Consider the following 12729-nt stretch of genomic DNA (forward strand, 5'->3'; position numbering starts at 1 on the left):
GCTCGCGATTTCAGAAAGTTCAGAGCCTATTCCGCAGGCGTATCCTCGGGTCTCAAATCCTGCTCTGCCTTGGTCGATTTCTGATGCGTGAAACCCTTGAGGCCCTTGGCGGTTTCCTCGGCATCGCGTTTGATCTCGACTTCGCTCATTGCATAATGAACTGCAAGTTTTGCAATGGAAGTCAGAGCGCTTAGATGAATGCGCTCATAACCATGCGAGGCATCGACACCGAAGGTCAGCAAAGCCGTACGCACATCATGCCCGGCCTCAACCGCAGACGCGGCATCAGAACGGTAATAACGGAACACATCCTTCTGGACCTGAATGTCATGCTCTCCGCAAAGTTCGTAAAGTTTCTTCGTCAGATGGTAATCGAACGGTCCGGTCTGGTCCGCCATGGCAAGCGTGACGCCGAATTCCGATGAATTCTGGCCCGGCGCAGTCGTGCCATTATCGATGGCGACCAGCGAGGCAATATCCGGCACAACGACCGCAGAGGCACCCACTCCAACTTCCTCGCCGATGGTGAACAGCCAATAGCTATCGACCGGCGTTTCCACATTGGCTCTCTGCATCGCTTCGAGGGCCGCAAGCATGATTGCAACGCCTGCCTTGTCATCAAGGTGACGCGAGACGATAAAGCCATTATCGATGAATTCGGGCGCGGGATCGACAGCAACTATGTCACCGACATCGATACCGAGCTGCAGCAGATCATCACGATTTCGGGCGAGCGCATCGACGCGGAGTTCGACATAAGGCCAGCCGACCGGCTGCGTATCGACTTCGTCATTGAATGTATGGCCGGAAGCTTTCAACGGCAGGATCGAACCGCGATAAATTCCTTTGGACGAAAAGATGGAAACGCGGGCACCTTCAGCGAAACGCGCTGACCAGTTACCGATGGAAACCAGTTCCAGCCGTCCGTTTTCCTTCAGATATTTTACCTGCGCGCCGAGCGTATCGACATGCGATACGATCCCGCGCGCCGGTCTCTCCGTCAGGCCCACCCTGCGCGCGCGAATAGCCCCCCGGCGCGTCAGCATAACCTCAAGTCCCAGATGCTCCAGCTCGCGCGCAACATAACGCACGGCTTCGTCGGTAAACCCGGTCGGACTCGGTATGGCGAGAAGCGCCTTGAGCCGTGTTACGAGATAGTCCTGATCGATTGTGATGGCGGTCTGCATCATTCATGTGTCGCAAAACAAGACCGCAACGTCAACGTCATCTCCAGAACAGAAAACTTCGGCACCGGTGTTACGCGGCGCCGAGATGCCATCAGAAACTCCAGTCTTCATCCTCAGTCGCGACCGCCTTGCCGATGACGTAAGAAGAGCCGGAACCGGAGAAAAAGTCGTGGTTTTCGTCTGCATTCGGCGAAAGAGCGGACAGGATCGCCGGGTTGACCTTGCACGCTTCAGCCGGGAAGAGTGCCTCATAGCCGAGGTTCATGAGAGCCTTGTTGGCGTTGTAATGCAGGAATTTCTTGACGTCTTCAGTTAGGCCAACGCCATCATATAGCGCTTCCGTGTAGCGAACCTCATTGTCGTAAAGTTCCAGAAGAAGTTCGAAGGCAAAATCCTTGATTGCCTGCTTCTGCTCTTCGTTCAAGCGTTCCAGTCCGCGCTGGAATTTGTAACCGATGTAATAGCCATGCACAGCCTCATCACGGATGATGAGCCGGATAAGATCGGCTGTATTGGTCAGCTTTGCCCGGCTCGACCAGTACATGGGCAGATAGAAGCCGGAATAGAACAGAAAGCTCTCCAGGAAAACGCTGGCGATTTTCCTTTTCAGCGGATCATCCGCGCGATACTGGTCCAGGATCAGAACGGACTTGCGCTGCAGGAATTCGTTTTCCTCGGACCAACGATAGGCATCGTCAACATCCGGCGTCAGGCACAAAGTCGAGAATATCGACGAATAGGATCGTGCATGAACCGCTTCCATGAAGGAGATGTTGGACAGCACCGCTTCTTCATGCGGCGTCGCTGCATCATCCATCAGCTTCACGGCACCGACTGCGTTCTGGATCGTATCGAGAAGTGTCAGCCCGGTGAAAACGCGGATCGTCAGTTGCTTTTCCTGCGGTTTCAGCGTTTCCCACGACTGAATATCGTTCGAAAGCGGCACCTTTTCCGGCAGCCAGAAATTGCCGGTCAGACGGTTCCAGACCTCAAGGTCTTTCTCATCTTCGATCCGGTTCCAGTTGATCGCACGCACTGCGGCGGGTTTCGGGTTCTTGGTTTTCACTTGAATATTCATTGGTCATCACCAGTGGTCAGAGGGCGCAGGAAACGCAACCCTGCACTTCCGTGCCGGAGAGCGCCATCTGGCGCAGGCGAATGTAGTAGATGGTCTTGATGCCCTTCTTCCACGCGTAGATCTGTGCGCGGTTGATATCGCGTGTCGTTGCGGTATCGCGGAAGAACAATGTCAGAGACAGGCCCTGATCGACGTGCTGCGTCGCCGCCGCGTAAGTGTCGATGATCTTTTCCGGCCCGATCTCATAGGCGTCCTGATAGTAATCGAGATTGTCATTGGTCATGAACGCTGCCGGATAGTAGACGCGACCGATCTTGCCCTCCTTGCGGATCTCAATCTTCGACACGATCGGATGGATCGATGACGTCGAATGGTTGATGTAGGAGATCGAGCCTGTCGGCGGCACGGCCTGAAGGTTCTGGTTATAAAGCCCGCCCTCCATCACCGCATTTTTCAGATCGCGCCAGTCATCCTGCGTCGGAATCGCAGTGCCAGCCTTTTCGAAAATTTCTCGAACCTTTTCCGTCGCCGGTTCCCAAAGCTGCTCGGTATATTTGTCGAAATATTCACCTGTTGCGTATTTGGATTTCTCGAAACCTTTAAAGGACTTGCCCGTTTCCACTGCAATCAGGTTCGATGCGCGGATCGCGTGATAGGTAACCGTATAGAAATAGATATTCGTGAAATCGACGCCCTCCTCCGAGCCGTAATAAATCCGCTCGCGGGCGAGATAACCATGCAGATTCATCTGACCGAGACCGATGGCATGGCTTTCATCATTACCTCGGGCGACCGACGGCACGGAACCGATTTGGCTCATATCGGAAACTGCTGTCAGAGCGCGGATGGAGGTTTCGATGGTCTTGCCGAAATCGGACGAGTCCATTGCCGATGCAATGTTGAGCGAACCCAGATTGCACGAAATATCCTTGCCGAGATGATCATAGGAAAGGTCTTCGCCGAAGATGCTCGCCTCACTCACCTGGAGGATTTCCGAACAGAGATTGCTCATGGTGATGCGCCCGTCAATCGGATTGGCGCGGTTCACCGTGTCCTCGAACATGATATAGGGATAACCGGACTCGAACTGGATTTCCGCCAGCACCTGAAAGAACTCGCGTGCATTGATCTTCTTCTTGGCAATACGCGCATCGTCGACCATTTCCCGATATTTTTCGGTAACTGAAATCTCGGTCAATGGCACGCCGTAAACCCGCTCCACATCATAGGGCGAGAAGAGGTACATATCCTCGTTATTCTTTGCGAGTTCGAAGGTAATGTCTGGAATGACCACACCAAGCGACAAGGTTTTAATGCGGATTTTCTCGTCGGCGTTTTCGCGCTTCGTATCCAGAAAGCGCATGATATCCGGGTGATGGGCGTGCAAGTAAACAGCACCCGCTCCTTGTCGCGCACCCAGCTGATTGGCGTAGGAAAAGGAATCCTCAAGAAGCTTCATCACCGGAATGATACCGGACGATTGGTTCTGAATCTGCTTGATAGGTGCGCCCGCCTCGCGAATATTGGTAAGACTCAAGGCCACCCCACCGCCCCGCTTCGACAATTGCAACGCCGAATTGATCGAGCGCCCGATGGACTCCATATTGTCTTCGACCCGCAGCAGAAAACAGGAAACGAGCTCGCCGCGCTGCTTCTTGCCTGCATTGAGGAAAGTCGGCGTCGCAGGCTGGTAGCGGCCTGCAATGATCTCCTCCATCAGATTGCGTGCCAGCTGTTCATTGCCGCGCGCCAGCGTCAGCGCTACCATGCAGACACGGTCTTCATAGCGCTCCAGATAGCGCTTTCCATCGAAGGTTTTCAGCGTATAGCTGGTGTAATATTTGAACGCGCCGAGAAAGGTCGGAAACCGGAATTTCTTCGCATAGGCTTCGTCGAAAAGATCGCGCACGAAATTGAAGGAATACTGATCCAGTACCTCTTGCTCGTAATAGCCTTCGGTCACCAGATAATCGATCTTTTCCCGCAAGTTATGGAAAAAGACCGTGTTCTGGTTCACGTGCTGGAGGAAATATTGGCGCGCAGCCTGCCGGTCACGGTCAAGCTGGATTTTTCCCTCGTCATCGTAAAGGTTCAGCATCGCGTTGAGCGCGTGATAATCCAGCCCATCCAAGGATTTTGACGGTTTACTGCTGTTGGAAGTTACAGCTTGAGGCGCATCCTGCGCCACTGGCTGTGCCTTGCGCTCTCGGATCAAGGTCGTGTCTGCCGTGTCCAAAATCGTTCCATCCCGTTTTTGACATTGCCAATGTCCTCATCGGTTCCCAGAAGCTCGAAGCGGTAGAGATAGGGAACCTGACATTTGGCGGAGATAATGTTGCCGGCGATACAGAAAGCCTCGCCGAAATTGCTGTTTCCCGCGGCAATCACGCCGCGGATGAAAGAACGGTTGCTCTCATCGTTGAGAAAGCGGATCACAGGCTTGGGGACAGCGCCCTTGGAGCCGCCGCCACCATATGTGGGCGTCACGATCACGAATGGCTCGCGCACCTGCAATCCGCCTGAACCGTCCATCGGGATACGGTTCGACCGCATTCCAAGCCGTTCGACAAACCGGTGTGTATTTTCCGACCGGCTGGAGAAATAGACGATCAGGCTCATGTGACCATAGCCCTCAGGCGAGAGCGCTGATCATATCGGGCCGGAAGCCCGCCCAATGGGATTCACCTGCCACAACCACCGGCACCTGGCGATAACCCATGTCTTGAACGAGATGGAAAGCATCGGCATCGGCGGAGATATCGATGACTTCATATTCGATACCCTGGCGGTCGAGGGCGCGCGTGGTGGCCGTGCACTGGACGCAGGCGGGTTTGCTGTAAACGGTGACGTTCATTTTTTCCTCACTGGAGCATGTCTCCCAAAAGTGGGAACCGGTTTTGGGGTTAAGACATGCGTAAAAACAAAGAGATAGAGTATTTCCAACGGTCCGGTTTAAACTGGAATACTCTCGACAGGAGACACAAAGAGCCGTTCGCGCATCGCAAAATGCGCGTCGAAAGACATGAGATACGGGATCGGCCAGCCGCACGAACAAGCAGCCTGACCACACAAACTATGCCTCGAAGGGAGGATCGGAACCGAAACTGAATAAACTGGACATGGACTTCACCCCGAAGCTATGAGCGGGAAGTTCGGGGCAGCAACCCGTAAGGCAACGATTTGCCACACAAGATTGCGCGCCAACCGGACACCCCGCCCGTGGACGTACTCGTTCAAGGCAGGTCTCCTGGCTCACGGATCAACATTCTGTCCGCCTTCCCAGCCAAAGCCAGTGACGTGATGGACAGAACTCTCCGCTTACAGTTGCGGGGGCAGCTCCGGCATTGCCGCATCCATCATGGATGAAACGCACCGGATTCCCATCTTAGCTTTCGACCCAACGAATCGAAAGAACCTAGAACACTATATATAGTAGTCTAAGTTAAAAACTCGTCAACAGATAGTTGGCCGTAAAGCTTAGAATGAACGAAGCGTTCTTTACCCAGCTGGCTTAATCGGTTTCGGTCTGAACTCCGGCTTGATGGCCTTGAGGGCCATGCGATCCACCATTGCGGGGGCAATCAGTTTCAACCAGCGCCCAAATCGCATCTGGCGGGTCATCAACACTTCACGCTTGCGAGCCTGCACGCCTTCCAGCATCAGCCGCACAGCTTCCTCGACGGGCATCATGTCATCTTCGCGCACACCACTTGTTCCCAGCGCGCCGCCGCTTGCGCTGTAACCCACCTTGCGAATGTCGGTTTTGACGACGCCCGGATAGACGATGGTAATGGATATGCCGCTTGGTTCCAGTTCCGCGCGAAGTGCCTCGCAGAAACCCGAAAGAGCGAACTTCGTTCCGCTATAGGCAGTGCGCCCCGGCACACCGATCAATCCGGCAACAGAAGACACAGCCACGATCCGTCCCTTGCTGGCGGCAAGATACGGAAGTGCTGCATGAATGGGCCAGACGCTACCCCAGTAATTCAATTCCATCAGATCATGCATCCAGTTGAGGTCATCTGGTTTGATCTCAGCAAAATTGGCGTGGGCCGACATGCCTGCATTCACGATCAAAGTGTCGATACGACCGAAAGCGGAAACGGTTTTACTGATAAGATCGATACAGGCTGTACGATCTTTCACATCGGTTGGCACCACGAGAACCGAACTGCCCAGTTGCCGCAACTCTGTGGCCAGATTTTCCAGCTTTTCAACATTGCGCGCAGCAAGCACCAGAGCAGCATTGGCACGGTCACGCCGGGCAATCTGCCGTGCAGTTTCGGCACCGATCCCATCCGATGCTCCCGTTATGATCGTCACATCCATGCGAGGCCCTCCCTGCCTATCGATCAGACGACAGGCAAAGTACAGGCAGGCCGATCCATGCGTCTAGCACTTTAGACTTTGTGCGATGGAATGGCTGTTATAACGACGATTATGAATTTCGCGGCACCGAGACCGCAGCGAAAAGACCTGATGCAGCACGCCACGTGCTCTATTTGCGGTCAAAGAAGGCTCAATGCAGGCGCTGTGCGATTAGGTGAGGTTGCCGGTCTTGACCATCAACCTTCTGGGACCAGCGCCCTGTTGTCCAAGGACATCATCGGGATTTCGCAACGGGCATTCGGAAAGCGAGAGACAGCCGCAGCCGATGCAGCTCGTTATCTGGTCGCGAAGCTGCATCAGACTGTCGATACGTTCCTGAAGCATATCTTTCCAGGCTTCAGAAAAACGCCGCCAGTCTTCTACCGTTGGCACGTGATCGTGCGGAAGATCCGCCAGGGCCTCACGAATGATCACCAGAGGGATGCCCGCGCGCTGCGCGATCTTGATAATGGCGATGCGGCGCAGCACAGCGCGGTGATAGCGACGCTGATTTCCTTCCGTACGCCAGCCTTCGATCAGGCCCTTGGTTTCATAGAAATGAACCGTGGAGACCGCCACACCAGCGCGCCGGGAAACATCACCAACTGTCAGGCTTTTCTTGAGACCAGACTGTTCCATATCGTCAAACTCAATCATGCAGACTGTGTAGGCTGCGGCCTCATGGCAATGCAAGGTATCTCATAAATCCGTGTCATGTCTCAGTGCGCGATAATTGCGGCGCGCCCATAGCAATGGGCGTGAATGCAACGGCAAATCAGTGTCCGTTACCAGCCCGGCAAAAAGCGTGTGATCCGCCATTGGAACGCTGCCCGCCAATTCGCAATCGATGGCAGCCGAAGCGCCAAAGAGATGCGGCCTGCCAGACGGCCATTCCCCCCATACGCCGATGAGGAAGCGTTGCGCATGCTGTACCTTGCCTGCGAAGGCATCACCGATCATTTCCTGCCCTTCCGCGAGCATGGCAAGCGAGAAACCGCCATCCGCCATGATTGCTGTAGCCAGTGCACTGTCACTTTTCACCGAGACCAGAACCATCGGCGGTTCTGCTGAAAGTGATAAGACTGCGGTTACCGTGCGACCATGGGCTTCTCCCGCATCGCACGCTGTCACCACGGACACGGTGGATGCCATCTGCGACATCGCATCCGCGAACTCTCGTTTCGAAACAGCACCTATTGCGTCGCGATCTAAGTGCAGCACGTTTCCGTTCATCATCTCGCAAACCCTTCGGATTGAATACCTGTGTAGCGCCGGTCGGAAACGCCCCGCAGCGTTTCCGACCGGCTATGGCCTTGCGGCGGGATACCCGCTCGGCCACATCGAACCGAAACGAGCACTACTTGGAATGCTGTTTCAGATAAGCAATCATGTTTTCGAGGTCTTTTTCCTTGGTCAGTCCGGCAAAAACCATCCAGGTGCCTTTGACCCTGGCCTGCGGTTTCCTGAGAAAGCTCTTCAGTTCATCCTCATTCCAGACAAGCCCCTCGGCGGCGGCCTTGCGCATCGCGTCCGAATAGGGATAGCCGGGATAGGATGCGGCTGTTCGGCCCACGACACCGTTCAATGACGGCCCACGCTTGCTCTTGTCAGCCTCGGCTGTGTGGCAGACGGAGCACCGCTTGAAGAGTTTTTCTCCCGCACTAGCGTCATCCTCCGCGCCAAAGGCAGCTGTTGAGACGAAGAGCGCGGCGGGAAATGCCAGGGGAACAAGAAGAAGCGACAAGCGCATGGGCGATACTCCAGATGATCGGCCATGCTTCTCTAGTTCCTCAACCTTGGTTGAGGTCAAGTGTAAATCCTACTTGTTTCGTCACTTTTTAGAAACCTGATTTGAGAAAATGTGCGAGAGTGTTCCGCACGCCCCACCGAAGCGGTTGCGGCATCGTGATGGATCTCCGCACAGGAGGTTCTCCGTCCATCCTGCATCCGGCGGAGACGCGAACGTGCTTTCCCATGGCGCGCTGCAGCCTCAGGCAGTGCCCGGCAAGCTGCATTAAATAAAGCATTCACAAAGTTGTGTGGCTGGCGCCGAAGAACTGGTAAACATTTTCAACCACTTATGTTCGGGCATATTTCGCTTGTCGGCTTTTAGGGCTTAATTTCAGCGTCTTAGCCGAAGGGAGAAATTGACAGTCTGCCTTTCCATCCTGTATCGATCTTTAGGTCTTGAACACCGTTCAATATACTGAACAATCGAAGGTTTCTCCCAAGGCCTTCTTTCAAAGCCACCGGTGCATCGGCTGCATCGGAGAATTACGGATACGCTTCCTTCCCAAGACAGAAGCAGGTCCGGGATAAGCCCAGCGTTGTGTGCCGGTGAGGAAATGAGAGACCTCGGCGCTGGTGAATGTGATAAGGGTGGAATGATGACAACAGAGATCAAGCCATTTTCGTTCGACACCGTCGGTTCGATGCTCGTCGAATGGAGCGCTGCGAAGCGCCTCGGCGAAATCCTCGGCGAACGGTTTTCCGAACGCAATATTCTGATCGTGACGGACAAAGGCCTGCACAAGGCGGGCGTTCTCGACCATGCACTGGCTTCTTTGGAGAAAGCTGGTTTCGGTATCAGCGTTTTCGATGACGTGGTGGCCGATCCGCCGGAATCCGTGCTGTTTGCCTGCGTCGAGCAAGCAAAGACCGCTGGTTGCGACATCGTGCTCGGTTTGGGCGGCGGTTCGTCCATGGATATCGCCAAGCTCGCAGCAGTGCTGCTTGTCTCCGAACAGGAACTTTCCGAACTGTATGGTATCGGCAAGGTGCAGGGCAGCCGTCTTCCGCTGATCCAGATCCCCACCACAGCTGGAACCGGATCTGAAGTCACGAACATCACCATTCTGACGACCGGTGAAACCACGAAGATGGGCGTCGTTGCCCGTCAGCTCTACGCCGATTTCGTTATTCTCGATGCAGAACTGACCTGCGGTCTGCCTGCCCTGCATACAGCCGCAACCGGCATCGACGCCATGGTCCACGCAATCGAGGCCTATACAAGCCGGATCAAGAAGAACCCGCTGTCCGACGCATTTGCACGCGAAGCGCTGAAGCTTCTTTCGGCCAATCTGATCGCCGCTTGCGAAAACGGCAATGATCGTCATGCCCGTGAGGCCATGCTACTCGGCGCGAATTATGCCGGTCAGGCTTTCTCCAACTCGCCCGTCGGCGCTGTTCACGCGTTGGCTTATCCGCTCGGCGGTCACTACCATGTGCCGCATGGCCTTTCCAATGCGCTGATGCTGGGGCCTGTGCTGCGTTACAACATGGCGGGCGCGGCCAAGCTCTATGCAGAGCTTGGCGATCTGCTGCTGGAGAAATCCGAAGGCACGACGGAAGAGCGTTCTGCGGCATTCGTCACCTATATGGAAGAGCTGATGAACAAGTCCGGCGCACCGCGCCGCCTGCGTGATGTCGGCGTGACGGAAGAAAGCCTCGAAATGCTCGCGCGCGACGCGATGCTGCAAACACGGCTTCTGGGTAACAACCCGGTCGATGTGACCGAGGCCGACGCTCTGGCGCTTTATCGCGAAGCTTTCTGATCAAACATAACGACCTGACGGACCGGACACCGGAGAAGTGAGCTGACAGCCGCTTCTCCGCAGTTTGTCTCTGTGTCTTTGGAGAATAAATTGAGCACTGAACGTATCGACGGTCAGGAGCAGCCCTATTGGCCTGCCGGACCATTCAAAATTCGCCTGCCTTTCGTTCACTACAAATTCGAATGGCCCGATTATTTTCAAGGGCTGCTGATGTGCGCAGTGGATCTGTCCGCCATCCCGCTCATGACTGAACTTCTTGGGATGCCTTTCGAGGTCGCCCTTGCTGTGGTCGTGCTGAACGGCTTGTTCTATCTTGCACATCATCTTCTGGGTGACCCCGTTGTTCCGGGCTGGATCACGCCTGCCATCCCGCTTCTGATGGCCTATTGCTCCACATTCCCCGAGGGTCCCGAACGCGTTCACGCTCTTGTCGCATTCCAAATGATGCTCGGCATATTCTCGATCTTTATCGGCGCGACGGGCATGGCGCATCGGGTGGTGCAGCTTATTCCCGCCGCCATCAAGGCAGGTATCATTGTCGGCGCGGGATTTGCCGCCGTGATATCGGTTTTCCAGCTGGGCGGACGTTTCGATACGTTCCCGTTCACGATCACCATTGCTGTTGGTCTCGGCTTCTACGTCATCTTCTCTCGCCATTTTGCGCGTATCAAGAACAGTAATCCGGTGCTTGCCATTGTCGGAAAGCTTGGTGTGTTCCCGATTATTCTGCTCGCTGTCGTTATCGCCCCCCTCTTCGGTGAAGCACAGTGGCCAAAGCTTGAATGGTCGATCACAAGTCCGGATTTCACCACGCTATGGCGCGAATATACGGTTTTCGGCCTCGGCTTGCCGCCGCTTTCGATGTTCCTCAGCGCAATCCCGACAATGCTTGCGGCCTATATCGTCGTGTTCGGCGATGTCCTGCAAAGCCGCGCCATTCTGAAGGAAGCCGATGAAGCGCGTCCTGATGAAAAAGTGGACTACAACCCCGACCGGGCGCATCTCATTTTTGGCGGACGCAATGCTGCAATGAGTGTTCTTGGACCGGATGTATGCATGTGCGGCCCGCTCTGGTCGGCTATGCACGTCGTCATCACCGAGCGTTTTTCGCAAGGAAAGAAGGCCATGCATTCGATCTTTGGTGGCGCAGGCTCATTTCGCTGGGGCACCAATACCGGCTTGTTTCTGATGCCGATCGTCACTCTGGTGCAGCCGATCCTTGGCGTCGCACTCGCCCTCACCTTGCTTATTCAGGGATATGTTTCGGTTCGCGTCGGCATTCTCGAAGCACGTTCCCAACGCGATCTTGGCATTGCCGGCGTGGTCGGTGCGGTTCTTGCCACTCGCGGTGCGGCCTGGGCTTTTGCGACCGGTGTCGTCCTCTGCCTTTTGATATATGGCCGTGACTTTTTCCGTGGTGAAGTAGACAACACTTTTACCAAAGACAACTGACCGATAGCCCTCCCGGTCCTACCGGGAGGGCTTCTGGTTTTTATCCACTCACGACTTCAGGCAACGGTCGATCCACTGTCATCGCATGATCGAGAACCCGTTGCAGATTGGCGGCGTGACGGAAACTCGGTTCCAGTTCCGCACCATCGGCCACAGCACGCGCAAAGCGCTGATAGTTCGTCTCCACCGTTCCCGCATCGATGTCCCGCCAGACTGGCGTTTCAATGTCCTCGCCGATGGAACCGCGCAGGCTTGAGCCTGTAGGTGTGTGGAGAATTTCCAGCGCACCCTTGTCGCCATGGATCCGCAGCCGTAGCTCGTTCAGGTGCCCCGTCGCCCAACGACTGGCGTGAATGACACCCAGCGCGCCATTGGCGTATTCCGCCATCATGACGAAGCTGTCATTCGCATCGAGCACATACTCACCGATATGGTTGTTATCCGCCTTTTCAAATGTCTTGAGACGTGCCGAGGCTCGCTCCACATCGCTGCCGATAGCATAGCTGGCAAAGTCGAGAATATGGATGCCGACATCGCCCAGAACACCGTTCGAACCATGCTTGGTCGAAAGGCGCCAGAGCCATTTGCTTTCGGTTTTCCAGTCGCCCCATGTCTTCGACACCAGCCAGCTTTGCAGATAGGACGCCTCGAAATGGCGCACCTGGCCGATCTCACCCGCCATCACCATTTCGCGCGCCTTTTGCAGGGGCGCGACATTGCGATAGGTCAGGTTGACCATGTTGATGACATTGGCCTGCTCGGCAGCATCCGCCATTTCAGCGGCTTTTTCGTAGCTTTCCGCCAGCGGTTTTTCGCAGAAGACATGCTTTCCCGCGCCCACCAGCGCAAGTGTAGTCGGATGGTGGATGGCATCCGGCGTGACATTGGCAACTGCATCGAAACGGCCCCACTCCAGCGCATCCTCAAGTCGCGTAAAGCGGTTGTGGATGTCGTGATTTTCGGAGAAGCCATCGACACGCTCCGCCGAAACGTCACATGCGGCAACCACCTCAACACCCTCGATGGCCTTGAAGGCTTCGGCATGGTTCTTCGCCATGCCGCCTGTTCCCAGAATAAGAAGACGCATCAT

The 12729-nt window shown here is 55.2% G+C and carries 12 protein-coding genes and 1 riboswitch; of the genes, 2 read left to right on the top strand and 10 right to left on the bottom strand.

The annotated features are described in order from the left end of the window. Nucleotides 1–26: 26 nt before the first annotated feature. The 9 genes from ABDF71_RS17740 to ABDF71_RS17780 all read right to left on the bottom strand — a co-directional run bounded on the left by ABDF71_RS17740 (nucleotide 27) and on the right by ABDF71_RS17780 (nucleotide 8383). Nucleotides 27–1187 carry an osmoprotectant NAGGN system M42 family peptidase gene (locus tag ABDF71_RS17740; protein WP_029928050.1) on the bottom strand — a complete coding sequence of 387 codons (1161 nt, stop codon included), beginning with the start codon at nucleotides 1185–1187 and terminating at the stop codon, nucleotides 27–29. A gap of 91 nt (nucleotides 1188–1278) precedes the next feature. Continuing rightward, a complete protein-coding gene (gene nrdF / locus ABDF71_RS17745) occupies nucleotides 1279–2265 on the bottom strand; it encodes a class 1b ribonucleoside-diphosphate reductase subunit beta (protein WP_011982691.1) in 987 nt (328 codons plus the stop codon). 16 nt (nucleotides 2266–2281) lie between these two features. Next, on the bottom strand, nucleotides 2282–4501 hold the full coding sequence (nrdE, locus tag ABDF71_RS17750) for a class 1b ribonucleoside-diphosphate reductase subunit alpha (protein ID WP_258124481.1): 2220 nt from the start codon (nucleotides 4499–4501) through the stop codon (nucleotides 2282–2284). After that, nucleotides 4477–4884: a class Ib ribonucleoside-diphosphate reductase assembly flavoprotein NrdI gene (gene nrdI / locus ABDF71_RS17755; protein ID WP_011982689.1), complete on the bottom strand. Its 408-nt coding sequence runs from the start codon at nucleotides 4882–4884 to the stop codon at nucleotides 4477–4479. The genes nrdE and nrdI overlap by 25 nt, the downstream gene beginning before the upstream one ends. 13 nt (nucleotides 4885–4897) lie before the next feature. After that, nucleotides 4898–5119: a glutaredoxin-like protein NrdH gene (gene nrdH, locus ABDF71_RS17760; RefSeq protein WP_010660916.1), complete on the bottom strand. Its 222-nt coding sequence runs from the start codon at nucleotides 5117–5119 to the stop codon at nucleotides 4898–4900. A 366-nt stretch (nucleotides 5120–5485) separates the two neighbouring features. Continuing rightward, a riboswitch (cobalamin riboswitch) is annotated at nucleotides 5486–5699 on the bottom strand. 64 nt (nucleotides 5700–5763) lie between these two features. Then, nucleotides 5764–6594, bottom strand: coding sequence for an SDR family oxidoreductase (locus ABDF71_RS17765; protein WP_258124482.1), 831 nt, complete (start codon nucleotides 6592–6594; stop codon nucleotides 5764–5766). Nucleotides 6595–6804: 210 nt separating this feature from the next. Continuing rightward, nucleotides 6805–7272 carry a redox-sensitive transcriptional activator SoxR gene (gene soxR, locus ABDF71_RS17770; RefSeq protein ID WP_125334913.1) on the bottom strand — a complete coding sequence of 156 codons (468 nt, stop codon included), beginning with the start codon at nucleotides 7270–7272 and terminating at the stop codon, nucleotides 6805–6807. A gap of 60 nt (nucleotides 7273–7332) precedes the next feature. Continuing rightward, nucleotides 7333–7869: a flavin reductase family protein gene (locus ABDF71_RS17775; RefSeq protein WP_258124484.1), complete on the bottom strand. Its 537-nt coding sequence runs from the start codon at nucleotides 7867–7869 to the stop codon at nucleotides 7333–7335. Nucleotides 7870–7990: 121 nt separating this feature from the next. Continuing rightward, on the bottom strand, nucleotides 7991–8383 hold the full coding sequence (locus ABDF71_RS17780; protein ID WP_258124485.1) for a c-type cytochrome: 393 nt from the start codon (nucleotides 8381–8383) through the stop codon (nucleotides 7991–7993). Nucleotides 8384–9017: 634 nt separating this feature from the next. Here ABDF71_RS17780 and ABDF71_RS17785 point away from each other — a divergent pair. Both ABDF71_RS17785 and ABDF71_RS17790 read left to right on the top strand, forming a co-directional pair. Further along, nucleotides 9018–10187: an iron-containing alcohol dehydrogenase gene (locus tag ABDF71_RS17785; RefSeq protein ID WP_036579386.1), complete on the top strand. Its 1170-nt coding sequence runs from the start codon at nucleotides 9018–9020 to the stop codon at nucleotides 10185–10187. Nucleotides 10188–10277: 90 nt separating this feature from the next. Continuing rightward, a complete protein-coding gene (locus ABDF71_RS17790) occupies nucleotides 10278–11639 on the top strand; it encodes a hypothetical protein (RefSeq protein ID WP_010660906.1) in 1362 nt (453 codons plus the stop codon). 40 nt (nucleotides 11640–11679) lie between these two features. Here the strand turns inward: ABDF71_RS17790 and ABDF71_RS17795 are convergent, their stop codons facing one another. Continuing rightward, nucleotides 11680–12726 carry a Gfo/Idh/MocA family protein gene (locus tag ABDF71_RS17795; protein ID WP_151663538.1) on the bottom strand — a complete coding sequence of 349 codons (1047 nt, stop codon included), beginning with the start codon at nucleotides 12724–12726 and terminating at the stop codon, nucleotides 11680–11682. Nucleotides 12727–12729 lie beyond the last annotated feature (3 nt).

This window comes from Ochrobactrum sp. WV_118_8, assembly GCF_039631535.1.
Lineage (GTDB): Bacteria > Pseudomonadota > Alphaproteobacteria > Rhizobiales > Rhizobiaceae > Brucella > Brucella anthropi.